General features: G+C 46.9%; 28 protein-coding genes. 15 read left to right on the top strand and 13 right to left on the bottom strand.

The features are described from left to right. The first annotated feature begins 7 nt into the window (after positions 1-7). From glpK to ACTRXF_RS12535, 4 genes are all read left to right on the top strand, one after another. Positions 8-1,504, top strand: a complete 1,497-nt coding sequence (glpK, locus tag ACTRXF_RS12550; RefSeq protein WP_474261684.1) for a glycerol kinase GlpK — start codon at positions 8-10, stop codon at positions 1,502-1,504. Positions 1,505-1,657: 153 nt separating this feature from the next. Then, positions 1,658-3,346: a glycerol-3-phosphate dehydrogenase/oxidase gene (locus tag ACTRXF_RS12545; RefSeq protein ID WP_474279332.1), complete on the top strand. Its 1,689-nt coding sequence runs from the start codon at positions 1,658-1,660 to the stop codon at positions 3,344-3,346. A 169-nt stretch (positions 3,347-3,515) separates the two neighbouring features. Then, positions 3,516-5,255 carry a phospho-sugar mutase gene (locus ACTRXF_RS12540; RefSeq protein ID WP_474279330.1) on the top strand — a complete coding sequence of 580 codons (1,740 nt, stop codon included), beginning with the start codon at positions 3,516-3,518 and terminating at the stop codon, positions 5,253-5,255. Between the two features lie 72 nt (positions 5,256-5,327). Then, the gene (locus ACTRXF_RS12535; protein ID WP_474279328.1) at positions 5,328-6,152 is read left to right on the top strand and encodes an arylamine N-acetyltransferase; all 825 of its coding nucleotides are present in this window, start codon (positions 5,328-5,330) and stop codon (positions 6,150-6,152) included. Between the two features lie 48 nt (positions 6,153-6,200). Here the strand turns inward: ACTRXF_RS12535 and ACTRXF_RS12530 are convergent, their stop codons facing one another. From ACTRXF_RS12530 to ACTRXF_RS12505, 6 genes are all read right to left on the bottom strand, one after another. After that, a complete protein-coding gene (locus ACTRXF_RS12530; protein ID WP_022793755.1) occupies positions 6,201-6,473 on the bottom strand; it encodes an acylphosphatase in 273 nt (90 codons plus the stop codon). Between the two features lie 21 nt (positions 6,474-6,494). After that, positions 6,495-6,722, bottom strand: coding sequence for a hypothetical protein (locus ACTRXF_RS12525; RefSeq protein ID WP_474261689.1), 228 nt, complete (start codon positions 6,720-6,722; stop codon positions 6,495-6,497). 43 nt (positions 6,723-6,765) lie between these two features. Next, the gene (pdxK, locus tag ACTRXF_RS12520) at positions 6,766-7,584 is read right to left on the bottom strand and encodes a pyridoxine/pyridoxal/pyridoxamine kinase (protein ID WP_474261690.1); all 819 of its coding nucleotides are present in this window, start codon (positions 7,582-7,584) and stop codon (positions 6,766-6,768) included. 31 nt (positions 7,585-7,615) lie between these two features. Beyond that, positions 7,616-8,848, bottom strand: a complete 1,233-nt coding sequence (locus ACTRXF_RS12515) for an aminopeptidase (RefSeq protein WP_474279326.1) — start codon at positions 8,846-8,848, stop codon at positions 7,616-7,618. 340 nt (positions 8,849-9,188) lie between these two features. Further along, complete coding sequence (locus ACTRXF_RS12510) at positions 9,189-9,758, bottom strand: LemA family protein (RefSeq protein WP_474279324.1); 570 nt, start codon at positions 9,756-9,758, stop codon at positions 9,189-9,191. An 81-nt stretch (positions 9,759-9,839) separates the two neighbouring features. Further along, on the bottom strand, positions 9,840-10,463 hold the full coding sequence (locus tag ACTRXF_RS12505) for an NAD(P)-dependent oxidoreductase (protein ID WP_474279322.1): 624 nt from the start codon (positions 10,461-10,463) through the stop codon (positions 9,840-9,842). Positions 10,464-10,567: 104 nt separating this feature from the next. Between ACTRXF_RS12505 and ACTRXF_RS12500 the strand changes: the two genes are divergently transcribed. From ACTRXF_RS12500 to ACTRXF_RS12465, 8 genes are all read left to right on the top strand, one after another. Next, entirely contained in the window at positions 10,568-12,367 is a 1,800-nt protein-coding gene (locus ACTRXF_RS12500; protein ID WP_474279320.1) for an AMP-binding protein, read from the top strand. Positions 12,368-12,405: 38 nt separating this feature from the next. After that, positions 12,406-13,545 (top strand): DUF445 domain-containing protein, encoded by a 1,140-nt coding sequence (locus ACTRXF_RS12495; protein ID WP_474279317.1) that lies wholly within the window; start codon positions 12,406-12,408, stop codon positions 13,543-13,545. Between the two features lie 93 nt (positions 13,546-13,638). Then, the gene (locus ACTRXF_RS12490) at positions 13,639-14,004 is read left to right on the top strand and encodes a YlbF/YmcA family competence regulator (RefSeq protein WP_462867612.1); all 366 of its coding nucleotides are present in this window, start codon (positions 13,639-13,641) and stop codon (positions 14,002-14,004) included. 133 nt (positions 14,005-14,137) lie between these two features. Continuing rightward, a complete protein-coding gene (locus ACTRXF_RS12485) occupies positions 14,138-14,794 on the top strand; it encodes a lytic transglycosylase domain-containing protein (protein ID WP_474279315.1) in 657 nt (218 codons plus the stop codon). 1 nt (position 14,795) lies between these two features. Next, positions 14,796-15,065, top strand: a complete 270-nt coding sequence (locus ACTRXF_RS12480; protein ID WP_462867609.1) for a hypothetical protein — start codon at positions 14,796-14,798, stop codon at positions 15,063-15,065. Between the two features lie 35 nt (positions 15,066-15,100). Then, positions 15,101-15,865, top strand: coding sequence for a membrane protein insertase YidC (gene yidC / locus ACTRXF_RS12475; RefSeq protein ID WP_474279313.1), 765 nt, complete (start codon positions 15,101-15,103; stop codon positions 15,863-15,865). Between the two features lie 159 nt (positions 15,866-16,024). Further along, complete coding sequence (locus tag ACTRXF_RS12470) at positions 16,025-16,714, top strand: response regulator transcription factor (protein ID WP_474279311.1); 690 nt, start codon at positions 16,025-16,027, stop codon at positions 16,712-16,714. Beyond that, a complete protein-coding gene (locus ACTRXF_RS12465; RefSeq protein ID WP_474261699.1) occupies positions 16,711-18,090 on the top strand; it encodes a sensor histidine kinase in 1,380 nt (459 codons plus the stop codon). Before ACTRXF_RS12470 ends, ACTRXF_RS12465 begins: the two co-directional genes overlap by 4 nt. Before the next feature lie 26 nt (positions 18,091-18,116). Here the strand turns inward: ACTRXF_RS12465 and ACTRXF_RS12460 are convergent, their stop codons facing one another. Both ACTRXF_RS12460 and ACTRXF_RS12455 read right to left on the bottom strand, forming a co-directional pair. After that, positions 18,117-19,040: a peptidylprolyl isomerase gene (locus ACTRXF_RS12460; protein WP_474279309.1), complete on the bottom strand. Its 924-nt coding sequence runs from the start codon at positions 19,038-19,040 to the stop codon at positions 18,117-18,119. 121 nt (positions 19,041-19,161) lie between these two features. Next, positions 19,162-19,347 carry a hypothetical protein gene (locus ACTRXF_RS12455; protein WP_022793771.1) on the bottom strand — a complete coding sequence of 62 codons (186 nt, stop codon included), beginning with the start codon at positions 19,345-19,347 and terminating at the stop codon, positions 19,162-19,164. Between the two features lie 161 nt (positions 19,348-19,508). Between ACTRXF_RS12455 and ACTRXF_RS12450 the strand changes: the two genes are divergently transcribed. Further along, positions 19,509-20,078 (top strand): YpmS family protein, encoded by a 570-nt coding sequence (locus ACTRXF_RS12450; RefSeq protein WP_474279307.1) that lies wholly within the window; start codon positions 19,509-19,511, stop codon positions 20,076-20,078. Between the two features lie 41 nt (positions 20,079-20,119). Here the strand turns inward: ACTRXF_RS12450 and ACTRXF_RS12445 are convergent, their stop codons facing one another. The 5 genes from ACTRXF_RS12445 to ACTRXF_RS12425 all read right to left on the bottom strand — a co-directional run bounded on the left by ACTRXF_RS12445 (position 20,120) and on the right by ACTRXF_RS12425 (position 23,542). Beyond that, entirely contained in the window at positions 20,120-20,668 is a 549-nt protein-coding gene (locus ACTRXF_RS12445; protein WP_474279305.1) for a DUF3267 domain-containing protein, read from the bottom strand. Positions 20,669-20,853: 185 nt separating this feature from the next. Beyond that, positions 20,854-21,417, bottom strand: coding sequence for an HTH-type transcriptional regulator Hpr (locus ACTRXF_RS12440; protein WP_474279303.1), 564 nt, complete (start codon positions 21,415-21,417; stop codon positions 20,854-20,856). A gap of 39 nt (positions 21,418-21,456) precedes the next feature. Then, on the bottom strand, positions 21,457-21,681 hold the full coding sequence (locus ACTRXF_RS12435) for a hypothetical protein (RefSeq protein ID WP_474261704.1): 225 nt from the start codon (positions 21,679-21,681) through the stop codon (positions 21,457-21,459). A gap of 312 nt (positions 21,682-21,993) precedes the next feature. Continuing rightward, on the bottom strand, positions 21,994-23,079 hold the full coding sequence (gene serC, locus ACTRXF_RS12430) for a 3-phosphoserine/phosphohydroxythreonine transaminase (RefSeq protein WP_474279301.1): 1,086 nt from the start codon (positions 23,077-23,079) through the stop codon (positions 21,994-21,996). A 34-nt stretch (positions 23,080-23,113) separates the two neighbouring features. Continuing rightward, entirely contained in the window at positions 23,114-23,542 is a 429-nt protein-coding gene (locus ACTRXF_RS12425) for an HIT family protein (protein ID WP_474279299.1), read from the bottom strand. A gap of 176 nt (positions 23,543-23,718) precedes the next feature. Between ACTRXF_RS12425 and ACTRXF_RS12420 the strand changes: the two genes are divergently transcribed. Together ACTRXF_RS12420 and ACTRXF_RS12415 are read left to right on the top strand one after the other, a co-directional pair. Next, the gene (locus ACTRXF_RS12420) at positions 23,719-24,465 is read left to right on the top strand and encodes an ABC transporter ATP-binding protein (protein ID WP_474279297.1); all 747 of its coding nucleotides are present in this window, start codon (positions 23,719-23,721) and stop codon (positions 24,463-24,465) included. Continuing rightward, positions 24,462-25,673, top strand: a complete 1,212-nt coding sequence (locus ACTRXF_RS12415) for an ABC transporter permease (RefSeq protein WP_474279295.1) — start codon at positions 24,462-24,464, stop codon at positions 25,671-25,673. The genes ACTRXF_RS12420 and ACTRXF_RS12415 overlap by 4 nt, the downstream gene beginning before the upstream one ends. Positions 25,674-25,685 lie beyond the last annotated feature (12 nt).

Below are 25,685 nucleotides of genomic sequence, written 5' to 3'. Positions count from 1 at the left end.
AACAACGATGACTGAAAAGAAATACATTCTCGCAATCGACCAGGGAACAACCAGTTCAAGAGCTATATTGTTTGATCAGGAAGGCCAGATTGTAGGCAGCGAACAGCGTGAATTGGAGCAGTATTTCCCCCGTGCCGGCTGGGTGGAGCACAATGCCAATGAAATCTGGTCCGGGGTGCTCGGCTGCATTGCCGGAGTGCTTGAAAACAATGAAGTTTCTCCAAAGCAGATCAGCGGCCTCGGTATTACTAATCAACGTGAAACTACAGTAGTGTGGGATAAGCACACGGGAAAACCGGTGTACCATGCCCTAGTATGGCAGTCCCGGCAGACCGCTTCGATCTGTGAGGAATTAAAGCAGCAGGGATATGAAAAAATGGTAAGAAGCAAAACGGGCCTGCTGCTTGATCCTTACTTTTCGGGAACGAAAGTAAAATGGATTCTCGATAATATTGAGGGAACAAAGGAAAAAGCAGAACAGGGAGAGCTGTTGTTTGGTACGATCGATACGTGGCTGATTTGGAGGTTAACCGGAGGAAAAGCTCACGTAACGGATTATTCCAATGCTTCACGCACGATGATGTTTAACATCTATGATTTAACCTGGGATGAGGAGCTTCTGAAAATGCTTGATATTCCGGAAACGATGCTTCCGGAAGTGAAGTCGTCGTCGGAAATATACGGCCATACCGTGGATTACCACTTCTTCGGTGAAGAAATACCAATCGCTTCGGCTGCGGGAGATCAGCATGCAGCGTTGTTCGGACAGACATGCTTTGATGAGGGCATGGTAAAAAATACTTACGGAACCGGCTGCTTTATGCTGATGCAGACAGGAGAGACTCCGATTCATTCTGACAATGGACTGCTTACCACCATCGCATGGGGACTCGACGGAAAAGTGAAATATGCCCTCGAGGGAAGTATATTTGTAGCAGGTTCAGCTGTACAGTGGCTGAAGGACGGGATGCGTCTGATTGACTCTTCCTCTGCTTCTGAAACCTATGCCCTGCGTGTGAACGACAGTGAGGGTGTGTACGTTGTGCCGGCCTTTACCGGCCTTGGGGCACCTTATTGGGACAGTGAGGTTCGGGGAGCTGTATTTGGCCTCACCCGCGGCACCGAAAAAGAACATTTTATCCGGGCGACCCTTGAAGCGCTCGCGTATCAGACGAAAGACGTGCTTGATGTTATGAGGGAGGACGCGGGCATGGAAGTAAAAACATTGCGTGTTGACGGCGGCGTTGTACCGAACAACTTCCTCATGCAGTTTCAGTGCGATATGGCTGAAGTACGGGTGGAGCGCCCGTACGTATTGGAAACGACGGCACTGGGGGCGGCTTATCTTGCAGGCCTTGCTACAGGCTTTTGGAAAAACAAAGAAGAGCTTATGGATAAATGGGAGCTCGAAAAATCGTTTGATGTGCATATGGAAGACGAAAAGCGGGAAGAACACTATGCAGGGTGGAAAAAAGCGGTTGATGCAGCACGTGCGTTTAAGTAAACATATCGGTTGCATTTGAATGAAAGAGCGATTACAATTAGGTTAAGTTAATAAATGGTCGGAGATGCAGAGAGACCGCAGATACCCTTCACCCTAGAAGAGGAGATCTGCGGTCTTTTTTACTCTCTGATATTGTAAAAGGGGATGAAATGAATGGCAGATCAGCATTTTTCAGCACTATCACGTAAATCACGTTTGAAAAATATGACAGTGACCCACCTCGACGTGCTCGTTATCGGAGGCGGCATTACCGGAGCGGGCATTACACTGGACGCCACAGCCCGTGGTCTTAACACGGCCTGCATTGAAATGCAGGACTTTGCAGCAGGTACTTCCAGCCGTTCCACTAAGCTTGTACACGGGGGACTGCGTTACCTTGAACAGTTTGAAATTAAACTTGTAGCCGAGGTAGGAAGAGAGCGGGCCATCGTGTATGAAAATGCGCCTCACGTAACCGAGCCGGAGTGGATGCTTCTCCCAATCGTAAAAGGTGGAAACCTTGGGAAAACATCTACCTCGTTCGGCCTGCAGGTGTACGACCGTCTGGCTCAGGTAAACAAGCACGAGCGCCGCTACATGCTCAACAAAAAAAGAACTCTGGAAAAAGAACCACTACTCCGCGAAGAAAATCTTCTCGGCGGGGGCGTCTATGTTGAATACCGTACGGACGATGCAAGACTGACCCTGGAAGCAATGAAAAAAGCTGTGGAGCTCGGCGCAGACGCCGTTAACTATGCCAAAGCAACTGATCTTTTATATGACAATGGCAAGCTCGTCGGTGTCGAAGTGAAAGACTTGATTAATAACGAAACCCACCGCATTTATGCGGACCATGTTGTGAACGCTGCCGGCCCATGGGTGGATACGCTCAGAAAAGTAGACGGCTCCAACAAAGGCAAACTCCTGCATCATACAAAAGGGATCCATCTTGTGTTTGATCTCAGCCGCTTCCCGCTCCGCCAGGCTACGTATTTTGACGCTCCGGACGGACGGATGATCTTTGCGATTCCACGCGGAAATAAAGCGTACGTAGGCACGACAGATACGGATTACGGTGCAAACCTGGAAGAGCCGCGCGTGTCCAGGGAAGACCGCGACTATATTTTAGAAGTCACAAATTATGAATTCCCAACCCTGAAGCTGAAGGCAGAAGATGTGGAATCGAGCTGGTCCGGCATTCGTCCGCTCATTCAGGAGGAAGGAAAATCAGCCTCTGAAATCTCCCGTAAAGATGAAATTTTCATTTCGGATTCCGGACTGATTTCCATCGCAGGCGGTAAACTGACCGGCTACCGCAAAATGGCAGAGCGGATTGTCGACGTAGTAGTTGATAAGATGAATATTCACGCACCGTGCCCAACCCAGGACATCCGGCTTTCCGGCGGTGAAGTGGGCGGATCTTCCGGCTATGAAACCTTCGCCGTTAAAGAAGCGTACCGCGGCGAAGCGCTTGGAATGACCAGAGATGAAACAGAAGATCTGTTCCGCTTCTACGGGGCGAACGGCCTGAAAATGCTTGAGCTGCTCGAAGAGAACCTTGAAGAAGCGAAAAACAGCGGTATGCCGTTAAAGCTCGCTGCACGGCTGTTGTACGCGCTTGAGTATGAAATGGCAGTTACACCGCTTGACTTCCTGAACAGAAGAACGGCCTTCCTTTTCTTTGATATGCCGGAGCTGAAGCGCTGGAAAGAACCGGTAACGGCATTTATGAAGAAATCGTTGAACTGGTCCGAGGAAGAAACAAAAGCCTACACTGAAGAGCTTGAGTCCGAAATTGCCTATGCGACGAAGCCTTATGAAGACGTTGAGGATCAAAAAGCCAGGGAAAAACAAGCAAATTAAAGAAATAGCATAAAAACGCCTGCTCTTTAACCGGAGCGGGCGTTTTGTTTTGGAAAGGAGAAAAGAACGAATACCGGAAAACCATGGTAGAAATACGTGCTTTCTTATATACTGGTAACAGGCATATTTACTGAGAAATACAATAAACGCTTCAGGAGTGATTGTACATATGAGTTGGACGGACCACTGGAATCGATGGAAAAACCATGCGTTTATAGAAGAAGCGTGGAAAGAAAAGCTTCACGAACTGGATGAAACAAATGCGGAGGATTACTTTTATCAATACCTGGCGTTTGGAACCGGGGGGATGCGTGGAGAACTCGGGCCTGGAACGAATAGAATGAATACATACACGATCCGCCGGGCAGCAGAAGGGCTTGCGCGTTATATTGAAAACGCCGGAGCTGAAGCAAAGTCCAGAGGGGTGGCTGTTGCGTTTGACCCGCGACACTATTCGGAAAAGTTTGCGCTTGAAACAGCACAGACGCTCGGGGCACACGGTATCCAGGTATACTTGTTTGAAGATCTGCGCCCGACTCCGGAGCTCTCGTTTGCGGTGCGCAGAACCTATGCATTTGCCGGTGTAGTAATTACAGCAAGTCATAATCCGCCGGAATATAACGGGTTTAAAGTTTACGGTGAAGATGGGGGACAGTTCCCGCCGGGGCCTGCAGACGAGTTGATCACCTACGTGGAATCGGTCGAAAATGAGCTGGAAATCCGGGTCAAGGACAGCAAAGACATGCAGGAGGAAGGCCTGCTCGTGATGCTGGGCGAAGAAACTGATGCAGCTTATGACAAGGCGCTTCAGTCCATTCTGCTGCAGCCGGAGATGATCAAAGAAAACGGCAGCGATTTGAATGTAGTGTTCACCCCGCTGCACGGAACAGCGAAGGATCCGGTGCTGCGGGCACTCTCTGCAGCTGGTTTTCACAACGTATCGACAGTGGAGGAGCAGTTAACGCCTGATCCGGAATTTTCCACCGTGCAGAGCCCGAATCCTGAAGAAAAAGAGGCTTTTGCAAAAGCTATCCAAGTAGGTGAAAACAGTAACGCGGATATACTGATTGGCACCGATCCTGACGCAGACCGGATTGGTCTGGCGGCAAAAGACAGCAGTGGAGAGTTTGCGGTGCTCACTGGAAACCAGACCGGGGCGCTTCTTCTTGATTATCTTCTTATGCAAAAGACAGAGGCAGGAGCCCTTCCGGCAAACGGCATAGTGATGAAAACGATTGTCACTTCTGAACTGGGAAGAGCTATAGCAGAGCATTACGGTCAGGCATGCGAGGATACGCTCACCGGGTTTAAATTCATTGGTGAAAAAATCAAAACCTATAATGAAACAGGAGAATACGCCTTTCAGTTTGGTTATGAGGAATCCTACGGATATTTGATCGGAGACTTTGTACGCGATAAAGATGCGGTGCAGGCGGCGCTTTTAATTGCGGAGATGGCCCTGTGGCATAAGAAGCAGGGGCGCACTGTTTATGAAGGGCTGATGGATATTTACAGTCGTTTTGGATATTTCATGGAAGGGCTGGATTCCTTAACGAAAAAAGGAAAAGAAGGCGCTGTGCAAATTGATCATCTGATCGAAACGTTCCGCACGGAGCCGCCTGAGCGGGTGAGTGACGCTTCTATTCAGAAGGTGGAGGATTACAAAACGGGAGAACGCACGTATTTGCTTGAAAATGGAAAAACAGAACCTATTCAGCTTCCGTCTTCGAATGTGCTGAAGTTTTTTACAGATGATGAATCCTGGTTCTGTCTCCGGCCTTCAGGCACAGAGCCGAAAGTGAAATTTTATTTCGGTGTTAAGGGAGAGACGTTCAAGCAGACAGAGGAAAAGCTACTTCAGCTGAAAATGGATGTTATGGCAATGGTGCATGAACGTCTCGAAGATTAAGAAAACCTGTAGAGCAAAAAGAAGGCGCCGCCTGTTTTTGCCTTCTGACGGATCAAAAGGAGGTCGCTTTGCATGCAGTCATGGGTAGAAGACTATTTGCACATTTTGAAGCTGAAAATAGAACAGCCGGATGTTCGGTTTTTGACAAAATTGATTCGCTCCCATCTGCAGCAGTTTCCATTTGAAAACGTAGGTAAATTAATTGAAGCAGGGGAGAATGCAGAAAATAGGGCACCGATGTCAGTTGATTCATTTTTGTACCGGCGCCAGGTCTACCAGATGGGGGGCACATGCTATACGTTGAATATTCACTTTCAACAGCTGCTGGAGGCACTGGGGTTCTCCACCCGGCTCATTTATTTGAATGAAGACCACGTGTCGGTCCGGGTGGAAACAAACCAGCCGGGGTCTCCCCCTTATTTTGTAGACGTAGGTACGACCGCTCCGTTATTTGAGCCGATCCCTCTTCGCAGGGGGATGGAGCGCTCAAAAAAGTTTGACGGCGAGCAGTTGATATTTCATTATCAGAAAGAGGCACGGCTGTACCGTTATATACGTATGAAAGACGGAAAGCAGGCGGATGAGTCGTGGGCGTTTGATCCTGACACAGAAGCAGGGGTGGCAGATCTGCGGGAGAAGGTCGGCAGGTCTTACGGCCCGGGCGCGCCGTATATGAACCAGCTGCGTCTGCAGCTTTGGGTCCCGGAAAAATATCTGCTGCTGTCTTTGAAAAACAATAAACTTATTGCCCGAAAAGCAAATGGCGCCACGGTGACAAAGTATATACATGATTTTCCGGCTCTTGAACGGGTGGTTCAGGAGGATTTTCGCCTGCATTATCTGCCGGTTCTTCAGGCGGCTTCACAGCTCGAAAAACGTATGTCCTGGGCGTTCTAATAAAAAATGCTCCAGCTGATCATTTCAGCCGGAGCATTTTTTATTTAATTAGAAGCGGACGTCAAAGGATTCATTATGGTCGACAGAATCAAGGTCGGACGTTTCGAGGCGCTCTACCGTGGAAAAAGGGCTGCCTTCCTGTACTGCCACAAGAAAGCGGTCCATGTCCTGGGGCGTTCCTTCGGCTTCAATTTCAACAGCTCCGTTTGATTTGTTACGGACCCAGCCGTGAATGTTATGTTTAACTGCTTCTGACTGGGTGAACTGCCGGAAGCCAACGCCCTGGACGTTTCCGTGTACTTCTACATGATAACGTTTCATTTGCATGCTCCTTTCTGCGGTTCATACTTTTTTAAAATGCTGCTGAAACCAGTGATCCTGTTCTGGCGAAGGATGCTCACTGATTACATGCATCACGTCTTCTTCGTCGGTAGCCATCCAGACCCCGCTATCATCAAAAAATCCCGGGTATATATAGCCGTGACGAAAAAGCAGCTGGGGTGGATAAATTTCGACGACATCCATTTCGACGTGCTTATAAACACTTTTCGTGCATTGAAATAGTTCCAATTTAGTCACCTGCTTATTTTCGGCCTGGGAGCTGAAAACATATTTAAGACTGGGGAGCGCGGTGGCGGTAGGCAGTGTGGTTTACAGAACCAACATGTTCGTTCAGCTGGAAGGAATCCTGAATAGAAGCCTGAATGAACTGTTTTGCTGTATGAATTGCTTCCCGTACACTCTTTCCATTTGCAAGCTCCGCAGTAATAGCAGCAGAGAACGTACAGCCGGCACCGTGAGTATACTCCGTATTAATTTTTTCGGATTCGATATATTCAAAGCTGTTACCGTCATAAAGCACGTCAATTGACTTCTCTGCTCCGGTTTCTCCACCGCCTTTAATAATAACAAAGGACGGGCCGAGCTGATAAATTTTTTCGGCAGCTGCTTTCATATCTTCAAGTGATTGCGGCAGGGACACCTGGGCAAGCTGGGAGGCTTCAAATAAATTAGGAGTCACAATAAATGCCTTTGGCACAAGCGTGTCACGCAAATAAGCATCCATTTCTGGATTGACTGGCTCATCGGCGCCTTTACATACCATCACCGGGTCCACCACCAGCTGTTCTATATGGTGCTCATCTAATTTTTTCGCTACCAGCTCGATGACTTCCTTTGAGCCGAGCATCCCTGTTTTTGCGGCTTGAACCCCAATCCCTTTTAACACTGTGTCCAGCTGTGCTTCGAGCGTGGCCGTATCGATAGGATAGACGCGGTGAAACCAGTCGTTATCAGGGTCCTGGGCCACAATGGTAGTAAGGGAAACCATTCCGTAGGTGCCGAGCTCCTGAAATGTTTTTAAATCTGCCTGGATGCCGGCGCCTCCACTTGTATCGGAGCCGGCTATCGTCAGCGTTTTAGGTAGACTCATAATAATCTCCTTTCAAAAAGTGATAAAAAAGCTATTCTGCCCATTCGCCGTTCCGGAATACGGGCTCTTTTGTACCGTCGGGAAGAATGCCGTCTATATTCATATTTTCATTTCCAATCATAAAATCAACATGGATGATACTTGTGTTTAGACCAGCCTGTGCCTTCTCCTCTTTGTTCATTTCCGGGCCATTTTCCACATTAAAAGCATATGCACTGCCGAGCGCAATATGGTTGGAGGCATTTTCATCAAATAACGTGTTGAAAAATAATATGCCGGACTGTGAGATAGGGGAGCTGTGCGGAACGAGGGCTACCTCCCCAAGACGGGCAGCACCTTCATCTGAATTGATCAGGTGACGGAGAGTTTCTTCACCTTCGCCGGCTTCCATGTCCGTGACAGCACCGTCCTTGAAATGCAGCGTAAATCGGTCAATAACGCTGCCGCCGTAGTTCAATGGTTTAGTATTGGTTACGTGCCCGTTAACGAAATCCTTATGCGGAGCAGTAAATACTTCTTCTGTCGGCATATTTGGAATGAACGAAACGCCCGAGGTATTGGTGCTGCCGCCGCCGGCCCAAACGTGTCCTTCCGGCAGGCCGATTTCAAGGTCGGTGCCTGGAGCGGTATAATGAAGTGATTTATATTTTTTGGCATTAAGCCAGTCCACCTTGGCCCGCAGGGTACGGTTGTGGTCGTCCCACGCCTGTACCGGGTCTTCTGTGTCTGCCCGCACAGCGCTGAAGATCCGTTCCCAAAGCAGATCGATGGCCCGGTCTTCGGGTTCGTCCGGGAAAACTTTTTTTGCCCATCCTGCAGAAGGGGTGGAAATCACAAGCCAGCTGACGCGGTCAGCCTGAATATAATCCCGGAACCCCTCCATAGCAGCGCCGGCTGCGTTGTTCGCATTGGCAATTTTATCGGGGTCAACCCCCTTCAGGAGATCCGGATCGGTGGATTTGACCGTGATAAAAGCTGCACCTTCACGGGCCAGCTGTTCCCTGCTTTCAGCACGCCAGGAAGGGAATTCATGAAAGGCTTCTTCGGGCGCTTTTTCGTATTTAATTTTCGTCAATTCATCGTCTGCCCATTCAGGGTAAACATGTTTTGCACCGGCATCGTATGCTGCCTCGGCCAGTCTTCTGACAAAAGGAGCAGCATCAATCGGAGCTGCGATCACTAAAGTCTGCCCCGGCTGGATATTAACCCCTTTATCCACGGCAAGTTTTGCGTAATTGTGAAGTTTTTGTTCGAACGTTTTCATGTCTGAAGCTTCCTTTCTAATACAGTACTGGTTAGACGTAGACAGTGGTCTCAAATGTCTTTCATCATTATAACACGTGAGGATTCATCATTCTTTTGCCGTGTACTGCTTTTTTTAAACAGGCTGAAGGTATAAAAAAGCCCTGCCGGAAGATCCGGGCAGGGTACAAAAGGTATCGTACAGGTAAAGATGCATACATCTAAGGAGAACCTGCCTGTTCAGGGTAGCATAGAATGAATAATAGCCTAATGCCGATGAGAGCTTGTCTCCGCCTGTTTTCGGGAATAAGCGGAAAAGAAACAAACTCAAATCAAAAAATATAATTATATGCATATTTGGATTATACAGATGTTTCCGCCCTTGTTTCAGCACTGCTCCCGGGAGCAGAACTCTGTCCAGGAAGAGGACTGCGGGTTTTAAAATGATGCAGCTCTGCTACGAATCTGACCGGAAATGATGATATCTTGGTATTGTATTTATCTATCGTATTATTATAAACGCTTGAAGAATGAATGATTTTATTCTGCGCATCGTCAAACTGCTCACGCATCGACTTCAGCTCGGACTGCAGCTGCTTATCATCAGGCATGGAAGCGTCAAACACCTCGTGAAGAGTATCTTCAATGCGGGAGTTAATGTGCAGCTGTTCCTGTCTGCTCGATTCCGGGGATAACGCTTCGCTTCTGTATTGTACCAGCGTTTCCAGTTCATCCTGCTTGTGACGCCATGCTTTTTGGGCAGATTCCACAAAATCAGGAATTAAGTTCATCCGCCGGTGCAGTTGAAATTCCACCTGGGTCCAGGACTCTTCCACCCAGTTTAAATATTTTATTAAGGCATTGTAGCCGATAATCCAGCTTATAATAGCAGTAACAATAACAATACCGAGAATGATACCGAATATACTCATATCGCCGCCCTCCTTCTTTCGGGGTTTTTACTTAGATAATGGTAATTAGTATAGCATGTTTGTACCGTCAATTACACAGCCTTACTCACAAACACCTATCCTTTTTTTACAGAATTGAGAGTGATTTTCCAATACGTGTATTAAAAAATCAGCAGTGTTTCCTGTCGAGATCCGGGTGCCGTTTTCCGGCAGATAGTCAATTTCATAGCGCCAGGAAGCAGTATTTTCTCCCTCCGGCAGAAAAGTCGGGCAGACAACGGTCCAGCAATAGGACGTCTCCTTAATGTATTCATAGGCAGCCTTATGGTCCTCGGCGGCCATAGTGCTCCGGCGTTTGGATTCTGACGACTCGAACCGGTAAAGGTGCGGCTCTGTGCGCGACTGAAGAATTCCGGCAGTTCCTACGGTGATTAAACGGGTGATGCTTAGGTCGTTCATTTCTTTTAACAATAGCGGTGTAAAGCTGCTTAACACGTTCTGTTTGTCCGTGCCGAGGGCACTGACGACCGCATCCGCGCCCTGCAGTGTTTTTCTGATTTTCGCCTGATCAAGAGCATCGCCGTATATCTGCTCTGCAGAAGCAGGGAGGCTGCCTGCCTTTTCCGGTGAGCGGACAAGTATTTTTAATTCGTGTCCGGCAGCGTCAGCCATAGATGCAAATTGGGAACCGGTGCGGCCGGTGCCGCCAAATAAAGCTATTTTCATTTGAAGCACTCCTTTTTGTTTCACATATCTAAAAGCTATGTAAAAATAGATATACACCCCTATTCCCATTCTATAAAAGGAAAAACGTCGGGAGGCTATGAGAGATGCAGTGGACTACGTGGGAACCCCCTATTGTTCAATGGAGAACTAATGCGCTTTATCGCTGGACTAAAGCACTCGGACTGAGTGATACGGAAGAGCTGAAAACACATGCCGCAATTGATGTTTCCTGGTTTTGGCAGCAGGCTTCCAAACGACTTGAAACCCGTTGGTTCAAACGGTATAAAGATGTGGTGGAGCTTTCGCATGGAAGACGGAAGGCTGGCTGGTTTTACAAAGGTAAAATGAATGCTGCGGAGCAGCTGATAAATAAATCAAAAGAAGTAATGGAGCAGACTGCTTTCATTGATGAAAGTGGAGAGTGGACTTATGAGAGGCTGGCCAAAGAAGTGCAGGAAGCTGCTGGGAAACTGAGGAAAGCCGGTGTGCAAAAGGGCGGACGGGCAGCTGTGGTGGCCCGGGCCGATAAACAGTCGGCGGTGGTTTGCATGGCACTGCTGTATATCGGTGCTGTAGTTTGTCCGTATAACCCCCGCTGGACAACGGCCATAGATAACGAGGTTAATGCGCATTTCCAGCCGGGATGGCTCATTGCTGGTGCGGGAAGTTCTGCAGTTGAAGCTGAGAAAGGGTTCAGTGTGGAAGCTTCGCAAATTATTCAATTGGGCGGGGAGCCTTCCTCAAGACATAAGCAGTGGGAAACTATGACGGCCGGAAAGAATAAGGAGAAGCCTGAAAAAACAGACGGTGCTGATGCTGCACTTGTCCTTTTTGGTGAGAGTCCGGGAGAACCTGTACAGGGGTACGTCCTCAGTCATACTAGTTTATTTATGAAATCAGGAACCGAAATTGGTTTAGTATGGGACGTGCGTCCCGGCGACCGAGTCTGGTGGCTCACCCGGGAGTGGGGATTCGAGCAGCTGTTTGCTATAGTTGGAACGCTTGCAAATGACGGACAATACTGCCTGTTTTCCTGGGACGACGAGAGCGCTGATGCCGGCAGTACGATTGAAGCATACGGAATTACACATATCGGCGTGAATTCACTGTCAGCCCAGGTGGCTTCCTCCCAGACACAAAGTAAATGGAAGGAATACCATCTCCATTCGCTGCGGTACGTACTGACGTGGGAGGCAGATTGGATGCGGAGCGACCTGCAATGGGTAATGGATGTATTAACCCGGGGGAGAATTCCACTTTTGAAAGCCTTCGGGGGTGCTAACGCCTCCGGAATGATTACTGCAGATCTGGCGGACCGCAGGGTGCATCCTGAAAAATACAACAGCCGTCTTCCAGGGATGGTGATGGATACCTGGGACAGCGAAGGATATGCAGTGCGTCACGCCCCCGGCAGAGTAGTGGTAAAAAAACCATGGCCGAACAGCCTGGAGGTAATGGTTGATGGACAGGTGCAGTACGACAGCTCTCCGTGGTCCTGGTGGAAGGACGTATGGGCCGGTGACGGATTTTTAATAGATGACGGAGAAGGGTATACGTATGCGGGGGAGTATTCAGACATTAATAAGGTGGAGCAGCAGAATGTTTCTTTGCTGCCGCTTGAAAAATGGCTTGAGGGCATGGACTCGGTGGAAACGGCGCTTTTGCGCTGGAACGGAGGAAGTGCAGAGGCGGTCATAGCTCCTGCTGAAGGATGGAGCGGTACTATAGGCTGGAGGCAGGATCTTTCGGAAAGGTGGCTCGAAGCGCAAAAGTTTCCTCTGAAAAGCATACAAATAGTTTCAACACCTCCGGATAATGTAAATAAACGAATGTGGAGAAGCGCATTTAAACGCGGGAAATTCATCATAGAACGTGAGGAATTTATTTTTACCGAAGAGAAATAACGTTTAACTAATAGACAACTGCCAAAGGAGCAATCATCATGAACGCAGTTATTACAATTATCATTATGATCGCTATTGGGGCAGCTATCGGGGGAGTAACGAATTCACTTGCGATCCGGATGCTGTTCAGGCCGTATAAGCCAGTGTACATAGGCTCTGTACGGGTGCCGTTCACTCCGGGGCTGATCCCAAAAAGACGTAATGAGCTCGCCGGGCAGCTCGGACGGGTCGTTACAGACCATCTGTTGACCCCGGAAGGCCTGCAGACAAAAATTCGCAGCGACATGTTTTCCCGCCAACTAAATGACTGGGTAACCTTGGAGATGAAAGAGTATCTTTATTCTGAGAAAAGCTTATCCGATTATGTGGAGAAATGGACAGGTCTGAGCGATGCTCGCGGTTTTCTCCGCGAAACATTAAGAGAAACGCTCGATATAAAATGGGAAGAGGCTAAGCACCGCCATGCTGATACTCCGATTAAAGAACTGCTGCCCTCAGGGGCGGTCCATCAATCGGAAGTGATGACCAAAGAGCTTACACAGCTAATAATGGTGAAGGCCGGTGATTATTTTCGGTCAAGCGCAGGTAAGCAGCAGCTGGCGCTTTTGCTCGAGCGTTTTTTAGAAGGAAAAGGCTCGATGATGAACTTCTTCGGTACAATGATCGGTAACGACCGGCTCGTTGACCGTATTCAACCAGAGGTGCTCCGTTTTTTTGAAGACCCTGGAACAGAAAAAATGATTTCCGGACTGCTGCAGCAGGAGCGAAAAGCGCTGTTTGAAAAACCGGCCGCGGCGGCTTTTGCCTATGTGGATTCCCGGGCCGCGGTGGATTACATTGTGGAAGCAGTTGATAAACATGTACCCGTGATGGAGAGGCTCGAGCAGCCTTTAAAGGAATGGGCTCCCGCATATGAGAAAAAATTGCTGGAGGAATGGGTTCCAAAAGCAGTAAAAAAAGGCCAGGGATCCATTGCGAAGAGGCTCCCGAATTTGTTTGAACAGCTTCATCTTCATGATGTAGTTAAAGAGCAGGTGGATACGTTTTCGACAGACCGGATGGAAGCTATGCTGCTTACGATTTCCGGAAGGGAGTTTAAGCTGATCACATATCTGGGGGCACTGATTGGCGGTTTTGTAGGCTGTGTACAGGGAATAGTTGTGCTGTGGATAATGTGAATAAAAAAATACCATTGATTCTTCCGGAATGGATGAATTCTGCTGGCGGTTCATGTTATGCTCATACAGACAATCTTAAAGGAGGACTTATATATGTCCAATATTCATGACAAGGCTTACGAATTATCAGGTGCACTTCGTGAGAGCGAAGAATTCCAGCAACTTAAAGAGCTTCATAACGAAGTAGAGCAGGACGAAGTCGCAAAGCGTATGCTCGATAACTTCCGTAATGTGCAGCTTGAACTGCAGCAAAAACAAATGCAGGGAGAGCAGCCTTCGGAAGAAGAAATTACTCAGGCTCAAAAACAGTTTGAAATGGTGCAGCAGCATGAAGTTATTTCGAAGCTGATGCAGCAGGAGCAGCAGCTCAGCACAGTCATTTCGGACTTGAATAAAATTATTACGGAGCCACTTGAAGAACTTTACGGTGTACCGGAAGAAAATAACGGCCAGCAGTAATAACAAAAACTTTCCTCGCGACGGGGAAAGTTTTTTATTTGCCTTCACGTTATAGATTCTGGCTGAAACGTGCTACAATAAATATGGCGGTATTCGTCTTTAGCCACGAGTTATGTTAACAGGAGGGAACGCTGTGCGCCCGCAGACCAAGCGTTATCGATACGTTTACTTAATTACAGCAGTGACAGCTCTACTCACAGCAGCTATTGTTTTTATTGCCTCATCAATGCAGGACGGGAGCACACCGACATACAATTCCCAGGAAGACTTTGCGGAAAATGAAGTTCCAAAAGAATATATTTCTGTTTACAAACAGGCGGGAGAAGATTATGATATTCCGTGGACCCTATTAGCGGCCGTTCACCGTGTAGAAACTGTCTTTTCAACGATGGAAACCCTGGAAAGCCCGGTTGGGGCGATAGGACATATGCAGTTTATGCCATGCACATTTGTAGGATGGAATTATCCAGGCTGTGGTGGGAATGGCAGTGCTGATATACCGGAACAGGAATTAACCGATCCGGAAACGATTAATGAATACGGCGGCTACGGTGTTGACGCTGACGGCGATGGCAGGGCCGATCCATATGCTCTTGAAGATGCCGTGTACTCGGCGGCGAACTTTCTTGCGTCTAACGGAGCAGCGGGTGGTGAGGTACGGCCGGCAATATACCAATATAACCAGGCGGACTGGTATGTAGACGATATTCTTAATTATTACAACACATATGATGAAGAAGTGGAACTGGTGAATCTTGAAGAAAATCGCTTAGCAGAGGAGGGGGGATAAGTTGTTTTTTATTGAAACATTCGCAGAAATTAACTGGGTGGAATGGCTGCTCCTTGTAAGCGTGCTCATTACGACACTTTGGATCGTCAGCCAGCACATTACGAATACGAATGCTTATTCCCTCCATCAGGAGGAAGCAAGGGTCTGCTATGACGATTACAGCCGGGTGCCGGAAATGGCTGCTCTTCGCTTTGTTACTGTACAAAAGAAGATACCGGACCGCTCGGACAGCAGGCATGATGATGAAGACTCTTCTTATTTTTCATCATAATTTGGAAGCATGAAAAATAAGAAGGAGTGAATGTAGTGAATAGTAAGTGGAAATTAATAGCAATGCTAGGTGTTTTAATGCTGGTGCTTGCCGGTTGTGGCGGCGAACAGGAAGCTATATCGGCCGACAGTGAAGGAATTTGGAATCGTTTCTTTGTATACCCGTTTTCGTGGCTTTTAATCACGATTGCCCAATTTTTTAATGGTGATTACGGCCTTTCAATAATTGCAGTAACGATCATTATCCGTATTGTGCTGCTTCCATTATTTATAAAACAGCAGAACAGTGCGGTGGCGATGAAGCGGCTGCAGCCGAGAATGAAAGAGCTGCAGGAAAAATACAGCTCGAAAAACCAGGCCGAAGCCCAGAAGCTTCAGCAGGAAATGATGAAGCTGTACCGGGATGAAGGCGTGAACCCAATGATGGGCTGTCTGCCTATTCTGCTGCAGATGCCGATTTTGATGGCCTTTTACTTTGCCATTCAGCGGACAGAAGAGCTCGCAGCCCACAGCTTCTTATGGGTAGACCTTGGAGAGCCGGATCCATTTTTCATTTTCCCAATCCTTGCCGGGCTGATGATGTTTTTGCAAACAAAAATCACGGCGAAGGATATGCCGGAAAACATGAGACCAATTATGATGCTGATGCCGGTGATGATGATCGTAGCCGGAATCTTTCTGCCGTCCGCCCTTTCTCTTTACTGGGCGACAGGCGGTGTGTTTATGATTTTCCAGACTCTCGTGTTCACAAAGCGCAAAGAAAAAATGGAGCAGAGCCAGCAGGAAAAAACAACAACGTAACCATGAAAGAAAGCCGCCTGCAGGCAAGCAGTGCGGCTTTCTTTATAGAAACATTGAGGCGTTAATACCGTCTAACACAGAGGAAAGTGGAAACTGAGTAATAATACTGCTACGATAATAGCAGATGGATACGTATCTTCAGAGGAAGGAACGAGATAAATGACGACTGCATATACAATTTATTTAGTGGAAGATGAAGAAAACCTTTCCGGAGTATTGAAGCCCTATATGGAGAAGGAAGGTTGGGAAGTTACCGTCTTTGATAACGGTACGGACGCTCTGGAGGCCAAAGAAGAGCCGCCTCACCTGTGGGTGCTCGATATTATGCTGCCGGGGACGGATGGGTATCAGATATTAAAAGAAATTCGGTCTTCAAAAAAAGGGGAAGTGCCGGTGATTTTTATTTCCGCGAGAGACCAGGATCTTGACCGGGTGCTCGGTCTTGAAATGGGAAGCGATGACTACCTGGCGAAACCATTTCTTCCCCAGGAGCTGATTATCCGTGCTAAAAAACTGTTATCCCGGGTATACGGCGAATCGCAGACCGAAACAAAAAAAACAGAAGTAAATAATTACTACATTGATCCGGAAGCACGTACAGTAACGGATGCTGAAAATGATGACGCCCATATCGAACTGACGACAAAGGAGATGGATTTAATTCTGCTTTTGACCGAAGAGGTGGGCAAAGCCCTGTCGAGGGAAGATATCATTGAACATGTGTGGGGCGAAAACTATTTTGGTTCGGAGCGGGCCGTAGATGACGTTGTGCGGAGAGTCCGGAAAAAAATGCCCAGAATTCATCTGGAAACCCTGTATGGATACGGATATCGTGTTCTGCCGTCATGATGAAAGTGAATTTGACCCAGCGCATTTGGCTCTCTTTCATTGCCATCATTGTTCTGGTCGGTCTGACAGTCATTATCGTATATCCTATTTCGATTCGTGGAACGCTGACGGAAGAAACGTACCGGATTATTGAAGAAGAGCAGGCACAGCTCGTTAATCCGCTGAGTGATTATTTCACGCCGCCGGAGTCAGACGATCTGGATTTCATTGAACGACGGGAAGCAGAGCGTTCGGTTGGGCATGTTTTTGTTACTGAAAATGAAACGGTCAGCGGGGAGCCTCGTCCGCCGGCCGAGGTGGAAAAGGAAATGCTTGAAAATGCCGGCAATCAAAATGCGGAACGGGAGAGGTATGAGCTCACTTTTAATGATGCTACACTTTTTTATGTGATCACAAAAGTAGAGTCGGATGGAGAGGAAGCGTTCCAGATTTCCTACATGTGGGATACGTATAGAGACACAATGGTAAACCGTTTGTGGACCCGTCTGGTGTACATACTGCTCATCACAAGCGTCGTAAGCCTGCTGCCGGCGATCTGGCTGAAACGCTACCTGCGGCAGCCGCTGCGGGTGCTCGGCAACCGTTTTGAGCAAATTGCTGAGAGAAATTGGCGGGAGCCTGTCAATTGGAAAGGGGACCAGGACTTTCAGAAGCTGTCCGAGCAGTTTGAGCGGATGCGCCAAAACTTGATCCGTTACGACAATTCACAAAAAACATTTATCCAGCACGCCTCCCACGAGCTTAAGACACCAATTATGGTGGTTAAATCCTATGCGCAGTCCGTTAAAGATGGCATTCTGCCTAAAAAGGATATGGAAAAAACGATGGATGTCATCATAGATGAAGCGAATCGCATGGATAAAAGGGTCAGAGATATGCTCTATTACACAAAACTTGATTCGCTGAAAACAGAGGCGATTGAATACGAAGAAATCATTTTCGGTAAACTGGCTTATGCGATTGAAGAACGTTTTCGTCTGCAGCGCAGCGATATCCGTTTTTATATTGAAGGGGCAAGCGTACGCATGTATGCGGACGCTGAACATATGCGGGTGCTGCTTGAAAACCTGGTGGAAAATGCGCTGCGCTACGCAGAGGACAGTATTTGGATTAAGGCAGTAAAGCATCCGGACGGGCGGGTGGAAATTACTGTCGAAAACAACGGCGAAAACATTAATGAAGAAGAGCTTGAATACATTTTTACGCCGTTCAGAAAAGGGAATAAGGGCCAGTTCGGGCTTGGTCTTGCGATTGTAAGCCAAATTGCTGAACTGCACGAAGCGTCAAAAGAGGCGGCTAATACGGAGACAGGAGTTCGGTTTACGATCAGGCTCCCGGCAGAAAACGAAATAGAAACGAAAAAAACCGAGGCGTAACCGCCCCGGTTTTTTGTATAAAAATGTCAGCTTCCTGAACTCTCTTCACTTGCCTCAGTGAATGTCTGCACCCAGTCCTCGTAATCTTCGTTTTCGACGTTAATGTCAGCATCCTGCATAAGTTCATTCAGCACCTGCTGGCCGTCCTGCTGTTCTTCAGCTTCAAGCGTCTGTTTAATATCGTCTTTTAATTCTTTATAGCTTTCTTTTTTGCCGGTGACATTAATAACGTGGAAGCCATGCTCCGTTTCGACAGGTTCTTCGGAAATGGAGTCCGTATCCATGTTAAAGGCAGCTTCTTCGAAAGCCTCTGTCATTTCACCTTTACCAAAATAACCAAGCTCTCCGCCGCTTTCACCAGAAGCAGTATCAATAGACTTTTCTTTCGCAAGCTCAGCGAAATCTGCGCCGCCTTCGAGTTCTTTGATTATTTCATCTGCTTCTTTTTCACTTTCAACAAGAATATGGCTTGCTTCAACCTGCATAAGATCTTCTTTATTTTCTTCGTAGTAATTTTTCATTTCTTTTTTGGTTACGTCAACATCCTGGGAGCCCAGCTCATCAACCACGATCTGCGGTTTTACATACTGCTCCTTGAAAGCTTTAACACTCTCGACCTGAACGCCCATATTTTCCTGTACAGTTTGAAGGAATTGATCATTATCATCTATGCCGTACTGCTCTTTCATAGATTTAAATTCCTGAGTGACCTGTTTATCTGAAATATCGAGGTCCTCGGCTTTATCGTTTAATACTTTTTGCTGAATGAGATTGTTTAAGGCACCTTCACCGTAGTTGTCCTTTAAATCATCCATCAAATCCTGCTCAGAGATACTTTCGCCATTTACTTCAACAATCGCATCGTCTCCCGCTGCGCTGCCTTCATTGCTGCAGGATGCAAGCAGAAGGGCTCCGCTGATCCCTGCGACTGTAAAAATATATTTTTTCATTTCTCCAGCTCCCTATGTATGTTCATGGTACCTTAATAGTATATCATATTAAAAAGTTTAAAAATGTCGATAAATGTAAAAAATCCTATTGCATTATACAATAGGATCGAAATTCTCAGCTTCAGGCTGCCAAAAGAAGTTCAACATACGATGAAATCAACAGGATGGTCACAAGTATATTGATGGTGTTAAAAACCTTCGGCTGTTTTTCATCCGGGACTTCCCGCTGGGTTACAAACTTATTGGTCATGGAGTTCATGATAAACAGGTAAGCAACAGCGAATACAATAAAGAAAAGAATAAACATAAAATTCCCCCATTCCTAACGATACTACCATAACAAATCATAGGGGAAAAAGATAGGCAGAACCCGTAGGAGCAAAGAAAAAGATATTATATCTATAACGTTTTTGCCGAACATGATATAGTGAAAAAGCAGTTGTTACAAGAAAAAAGGAGTGGATCTGCTTGGCGCGGAACATATGGAAAATTTTATTCATTCTGCTTTTGGTTATCAACGTTATTATCATCGCTGCTGTAGTCTTCTGGTGGGCTTCTCTGGACCAGGAGAGTGGATCGAACGAAACAGAACCGCAGACTTCTGATGAGGAAGAATTTCAACCGTACTTTACAGGGGAAACAAATTCTGCCCAGGTGAATAATATTTTAGAAGCGGAAATGGAAAACGAAAGAGCCGACTTAGTGGTAGAAGACGGTCAGTTTAAAATTATTTCTGCGCTTGAGCTTCTCGGTCGTGAAATTGATATTGAGCTGAGCTTTGTGCCGGAGGCTTTGGAGAACGGAAATGTTGAACTGCAGAAGGATGATTTCTCTATTGCAGGGCTTCCGTTGCCGGGTCCGGAAGTGCTGACAGTCGTACAGAACCAGACGGAATTTCCGGAGTTTGTCCAGATTAATCCGGAGGAAGAAACGATCAGAATACGCCTTGATCAGTGGAGTGAAGATGAAGAGTACACTGTACGGGCGGAGAAAGTCAACCTGGAGGAAGACGATATTGTCTTTGTCGTAGGCAGATAAAAGAATCCCGGTGCCGAAGTGGCACCGGGATTCTTTTTTATTTAAGAAGGCTGTTTCAGTACAATATCCATGCCGTCAAGCTTGCGTTCCACTGTACAGTGTTTTGGAGCTTTAACCAGCTGACGGATAAAAGCAAAGTCTTTAAGGGCCATGCCGCTGTTTAATGAAAAAATAATAAGGAAGTAATGCATATAGCCTGGCATGAGTATGGCCCCTGCAATACTTGCGGCCCCAAGAACTATAAACGGACTGACCATAGCGATAACGTACATATTTCTCGATACGGGTTTACTGAAGCTGTATTTAATCACAGGAAGCTGCTTCCTGCGGTCTCTGTCGAATTTCCAGGTTGTGGCGATACCAATCATCCAAAGCGGTACGGCGTGCAAAATAGAATGCAGAGGGTAGATCATAAGCATTATTAAAAGAAGAACTTCCAGGCCGATACCTTTTAGCTGTGTTTCCGGCTGCAGCGAACTAAAGATTAAAAAAGTAAACATAAAAGTTAAAAAGGAAAATCCTACCGACATGATTGTCATTTTTGTTGTGTTGTTTTCTTTTCGTAGATTTACTGATTTCCAGCAATTCATGCGACGGCCTCCTCTCTCTCCAAACCCCAACTTTGAATAATGTAATACCAATAGAAGAAAAAATCAATAGGGTTATAAAAAAAAATATATAGAACGAAATTTCTAACAATTCGCTCTACAGAAGAGAAAAGAAGCCAATATGCTGATGCAGGAAGCCTGAGTAGAGCAGGTGGTCTGTAAAAGGTTTATTTGACAGATCTGTCCGCTGGAAGGAGGGTTCCGTCTTTATCCATAAAATCATTTTCAAAAGACTGGAGGGACTCTTCAAACAGATGCATAAATTCTTCTCCATAAATGTAGCGTACGATGGTCATAAGTTCAGAAAACTCGGGAAATTTTCCGTACAGCTCCTTAATGGGAAGGGCTCCTTCAGAAACCTGAAATGTTTCTTTTTCATAGGATTCGAGGATGGAGAGAAGCAGGCTTTCGCCGTCTTCTGTCAGTTCGATATACGTATTGCGCTTATCATTCGTTTTCTTTGAAAATTTTAGCAGGCTACGGTCTTCCAGCTTTTTCGAAAAATTAAAGGCTGTTGATACATGCATAACCCCGAACTTCGCAATCCCGGAAACAGAAGCGCCCTCTAATTGATGCGCGACCCATAGGATTTGAAATTCATTGATATTTAAATTATAAGGTTTAACCCATTCCTGCCAATCTTTTTCCACCGATTTCCATAATGCTTTAGACAGCTGTGCAGCACGGAGACTGAATAGTATCGACTGCTTGGCATCAAATGAAGAGTCCAATTAAAGAACCCCCTCTCTTATAAGCTGGGTCATCAGTGACTACGAACGCCTGGTTTCTTTTTTAATCTGCTTATTTAATTGAGAAATGGAATCAGAAATTTCTTTTACCTGTTCCTGAATAGAGGCGACCTCGGGTTCAACTTCCTGCTTGTACCGCTTATAGGTTTTTTTCATTTCTTTGGTCAGCACATCAAATGCCTGGAAGCCTTCTGTAGCAGCATACTGCCAGTCTTCCATGGCTGATTTCTTTGTTGAGGATTTCAAGCCGGGGCGACTCCATTCCGAGTGCTTAATGGAATGTCGTAAAGCAGGACCAGAAGCAGGTGTAGTAAAAAGTATAATTAAACTGCTAGCTAACGATCCTGTGAATATACCGGCAAAAAGAGATTTCAAATCCATCCGCCTCATTCCTTCCTTGAAATACATTTTTAATATATTATTCTTTAATAGTAGTATAGGCGAATTCAGTGAAAAAATAAACAATTTCAAACAATTTCGGGTGCCTCGAACGAAGAGACGCTTATAAATTTTTATTTTATAAAAATAATCAGCGGATAACTCCGCTGATTAAAAAACCTATTGATGATTCTTTTGAAAGGTAAGCATAAAGTCCTGCAGAGCCTGGCAGCTCTCCTTAGAAACAGCGTTATAAATGGAAGCCCGGCATCCGCCGACAGAGCGGTGGCCGTTTAATCCGACAAAGCCGGCCTGCTTAGCTTCAGCTAAGAATTGTTTATTTAATTCTTCCGTAGGAAGATTAAAGGTGACGTTCATGGAGGATCGGCTGTCTGTTTCAGCATGGCCCCGGTAAAACCCATCGCTGCCGTCAATAGTGTCATACAGTAGAGCCGCTTTTTCCTTATTGCGCTGCTGCATGCCAAGGACGCCTCCGCGTTCTTCCACCCAGCCGAGCACTTCATTCAGAAGGTAAACAGCAAATGTCGGCGGGGTATGGAAAAGCGAATTCTTTTCCGCATGGGTGTCATAGCGGAGCATGGTCGGTGTGTGTTCAGGAGCCTGGCTGACCCAGTCTTTTTTGACGATAACGACAGTAACGCCGGACGGACCGAGGTTTTTTTGAGCGCCCGCGTAAATCGCTCCAAACGATGAGACCGGGACCGGACGGCTTAAAATGTCGCTCGACATATCGGCGACTACCGGGGAAAGCCAGTTATAATCAAGCTCCTGCCACTGTGTGCCGAAAATAGTGTTGTTTGTGGTGATGTGTACGTACTTGTCCCGGCTGTCGAGCTGAAGGGCGTCAACGTCAGGAATATGGGTGAAATTCTGCTCTTTTGCCGAAGCCCCGACCCGGGTCTGTCCGATCATCTGAGCTTCTTTTAACGCTTTTTCCGACCAGGAGCCTGTTAAAATATAGTTAGCCGTTTCCCCTGATTGGAGCACGTTCATCGGAAGCATCGAAAACTGCAGGCTTGCTCCTCCCTGCAGAAGCAATACGTCATAATCCTCCGGAATATCGAGCAGATGCCGGAGCCTTTCCTGGGCCTGGTTATGCACTTGTTCGTAATCAGAACTCCGGTGGCTGAGCTCCATGACGCTCATGCCTGTATCGTTGAAATTCAGCATTTCCTTCTGGGCTTTTTCCAAAACTTCGTCCGGCAGGGCGGCCGGCCCTGCGTTAAAATTATATGCGCGTGACATATGATCTCTCCTTTAGCCATCCATATTTATTTATCTATAAACGATCGGCAATCCCTTTAGCCATATCGGCTAAATCAGCGCTTGTGTACTGTTCATTATTATCGGTAAATGTAAAAGAGAAACCATCGTTTTCTGTGTAACGTGGAATGAAGTGAAGATGATAATGAAAAACGGATTGCGATGCCACGCTGTTATTATTGTTTAGAAGGTTCATACCTGCTGGTTGAAAGGCTTCTTTTATAGCGTTCGCAATTGCCGGGGCTTTTTTAAAAAGTGCCGCTGCAGTTTCGGGGCGCAGTTCATAAATGTTTTCCTGATGATCCTTCGGGATTAAGAGGGTGTGGCCTTTCGTGGTCTGGCCCAGATCCATAAATGCCAGAAGGTCGTCATCCTCGTAGACGACAGAAGCAGGAATCTCCCCGGCTGCTATCTTGCAGAAAATGCAGTCATCATTATGTGCCATAGTGTTGATCTCCTTTCTAAACGTAAGTATATCTACTATCCTATTATACGTAGTTACAGTTTAGAGTTAAATGGAAATGTAAGAAGAAATGAATTCCCTGCAAAAATATACAAAATACGATGAAACTGTGTAGAATATAAAAGGACTGTATTTTACTTAGCTGAAGGAGCGTTTGTATGACAGCATTACTTACTATCGAACATATTACCGGCGGTTACAATATCCATAAGCCGGTGCTCCATGAACTGGAATTTGATGTGGGCCCCGGGGAAATTGTCGGCTTAATCGGTTTGAACGGCGCGGGGAAAAGCACGACAATCAAGCATGTTCTCGGGCTAATGGAGCCGGCGGAGGGCGAAATTTATATTAACGGTAAAACCATTCATGAGGATGCGGAAGCTTACCGAAGACAGCTGGCATACATTCCTGAATCACCTATATTATACGAGGAAATGACGCTCTGGGAGCATTTGCGCCTGACAGCAATGGCTTACGGGGTTCCAGAAGGCGTCTGGGAAGAACGAAGTGAAAAGCTGATGGAAACCTATCAGATGGCCCGGCGGAAAAACTGGTTCCCCAATCATTTTTCTAAAGGAATGAGGCAGAAGGTGATGATCATGTGCGCCTTTTTGGTGGAGCCGAAGCTGTACGTCGTCGATGAACCGTTTGTCGGGCTCGACCCGGTAGCCATTAAATCACTGCTCGATATGATGGTGGAAATGAAAGAAAACGGAGCGGGAATTTTAATGTCGACGCATATTCTGGCGACCGCAGAACGCTATTGTGACCGTTTTGTACTGCTGCATGAAGGACGGGTCGCTTTGAAGGGAACTATGAAAGAAATCCAGGAGCAGGCAGGTATGCCGGGAGCGAACCTTGATGATTTATATATTGAAGTAACCAAAGGAGAAATCACATCATGACCGGGCAATGGTGGAATGAGCGGGCAGGAGCTTTCTGGGGGAAGGCCGGCCGTTACCTGCGGTTAATCGGGAACAGCGGGTTTATGTTTGCCCTGTATATTCTCCTGTTTGCCGGAGCAGTATTTTACCCGGCTTTTTTGGACTGGCTCCCGCAGTCTCCGTGGGTGGTGATTGCTCTCTGGGTGATTTTTTCTATATTAACACTTCGCGGACCGATTCGGCCGTTTGTTCAGTCCGGAGACCTTGTATTTCTGCTTCCGCTTGAAAAACGGATGGCACCATTTTTTAAAAAGTCCATTCGCTACTCAGCGGCTCTGCAGGGAGTGGAAGTACTGGCTGTATATATCGTTCTCGGCCCGGTTATTCAGGAGCGTACCGCCGCCGGGGGCGCTGGTTATATCGGCATGCTGCTGCTTTTGCTCGTAATAACCTTTTTGACAACATTTATTAAATGGGAAGAATGGAAATGGCACAATCATACTCATCGTTACATATCTACAGCGGTCCGCTGGGTCTGGCCGGCTCTTTTAATGCTCGCTGCCTGGTGGGGGAGCATTTTTCTGGCCGGCGCTGGTCTCCTTGGATTGATGGGGCACTGGCAGTTGGTAAAGAGGCGTTCTGCTTTCCTGCTGCTGCGCTGGGAAGTGCTTCTTGAAGCCGAGAATCATCAGCTGGCGAAATTTTACCGGTTTGTTCAGTCGTTTGCGGAAGTCCCCCATATTGAAGTGAAAATTAAACGCCGGCGCTGGCTGGCATCACTTGTGGACAAATTTTCCCATAAGCAGGAGAATACGTATTTGTATTTGTACGGCAAAGCTTTTGTTCGTTCAGGAGAATATGCAGGTATGTTTATCCGTCTGCTCGTAGTCTGCGGGTTGATTATGTACGCCTTTGCTCCGGAATGGATGCGGCTTGGGATTGGCGGACTGTTTCTTTATATGACCGCTGTACAGCTGCAGGCTCTGAAAAGCCATTATGCCACCATTGACTGGCCGGATCTGTACCCTGTTCCTGTCAAATGGAAGGAACGGGCATTTATTACGTTTACGAGGGCACTTTTGACGGTGCAGGGAGCGGGAATCGTTCTGCTTCATGCCTGGATCGGGCAGTCGCTTTTGGTAACGGCAGCACTGGTTTTATTTGTGGCGCTTCTTCTTCTGTATTATCCCCGGTGGGTTACCCGGAGAAAGCAAAAAGAGATGGTATAAAAAACGACAGGC

The organism is Marinococcus sp. LNHM3E3-2.2 (assembly GCF_056034385.1).
The sequence above is the reverse complement of the archived record's forward strand: the minus strand, read 5'-3'. Positions and strand labels throughout refer to the sequence as shown.

Excerpts from the sequence above, each read along its gene's own strand:
- ACTRXF_RS12515 (WP_474279326.1), bottom strand. The coding sequence starts at position 8,848 with ATGAAAACGTTCGAACAAAAACTTCACAATTACGCAAAACTTGCCGTG.
- ACTRXF_RS12540 (WP_474279330.1), top strand. The coding sequence starts at position 3,516 with ATGAGTTGGACGGACCACTGGAATCGATGGAAAAACCATGCGTTTATA.
- ACTRXF_RS12535 (WP_474279328.1), top strand. The coding sequence starts at position 5,328 with ATGCAGTCATGGGTAGAAGACTATTTGCACATTTTGAAGCTGAAAATA.
- pdxK (WP_474261690.1), bottom strand. The coding sequence starts at position 7,584 with ATGAGTCTACCTAAAACGCTGACGATAGCCGGCTCCGATACAAGTGGA.
- ACTRXF_RS12415 (WP_474279295.1), top strand. The coding sequence starts at position 24,462 with ATGACCGGGCAATGGTGGAATGAGCGGGCAGGAGCTTTCTGGGGGAAG.
- ACTRXF_RS12465 (WP_474261699.1), top strand. The coding sequence starts at position 16,711 with ATGATGAAAGTGAATTTGACCCAGCGCATTTGGCTCTCTTTCATTGCC.
- ACTRXF_RS12445 (WP_474279305.1), bottom strand. The coding sequence starts at position 20,668 with ATGAATTGCTGGAAATCAGTAAATCTACGAAAAGAAAACAACACAACA.
- ACTRXF_RS12470 (WP_474279311.1), top strand. The coding sequence starts at position 16,025 with ATGACGACTGCATATACAATTTATTTAGTGGAAGATGAAGAAAACCTT.
- ACTRXF_RS12460 (WP_474279309.1), bottom strand. The coding sequence starts at position 19,040 with ATGAAAAAATATATTTTTACAGTCGCAGGGATCAGCGGAGCCCTTCTG.
- serC (WP_474279301.1), bottom strand. The coding sequence starts at position 23,079 with ATGTCACGCGCATATAATTTTAACGCAGGGCCGGCCGCCCTGCCGGAC.
- ACTRXF_RS12495 (WP_474279317.1), top strand. The coding sequence starts at position 12,406 with ATGAACGCAGTTATTACAATTATCATTATGATCGCTATTGGGGCAGCT.
- ACTRXF_RS12530 (WP_022793755.1), bottom strand. The coding sequence starts at position 6,473 with ATGAAACGTTATCATGTAGAAGTACACGGAAACGTCCAGGGCGTTGGC.
- ACTRXF_RS12545 (WP_474279332.1), top strand. The coding sequence starts at position 1,658 with ATGGCAGATCAGCATTTTTCAGCACTATCACGTAAATCACGTTTGAAA.
- ACTRXF_RS12425 (WP_474279299.1), bottom strand. The coding sequence starts at position 23,542 with ATGGCACATAATGATGACTGCATTTTCTGCAAGATAGCAGCCGGGGAG.
- ACTRXF_RS12490 (WP_462867612.1), top strand. The coding sequence starts at position 13,639 with ATGTCCAATATTCATGACAAGGCTTACGAATTATCAGGTGCACTTCGT.
- glpK (WP_474261684.1), top strand. The coding sequence starts at position 8 with ATGACTGAAAAGAAATACATTCTCGCAATCGACCAGGGAACAACCAGT.
- ACTRXF_RS12500 (WP_474279320.1), top strand. The coding sequence starts at position 10,568 with ATGCAGTGGACTACGTGGGAACCCCCTATTGTTCAATGGAGAACTAAT.
- ACTRXF_RS12420 (WP_474279297.1), top strand. The coding sequence starts at position 23,719 with ATGACAGCATTACTTACTATCGAACATATTACCGGCGGTTACAATATC.
- ACTRXF_RS12455 (WP_022793771.1), bottom strand. The coding sequence starts at position 19,347 with ATGTTTATTCTTTTCTTTATTGTATTCGCTGTTGCTTACCTGTTTATC.
- ACTRXF_RS12510 (WP_474279324.1), bottom strand. The coding sequence starts at position 9,758 with ATGAGTATATTCGGTATCATTCTCGGTATTGTTATTGTTACTGCTATT.
- ACTRXF_RS12505 (WP_474279322.1), bottom strand. The coding sequence starts at position 10,463 with ATGAAAATAGCTTTATTTGGCGGCACCGGCCGCACCGGTTCCCAATTT.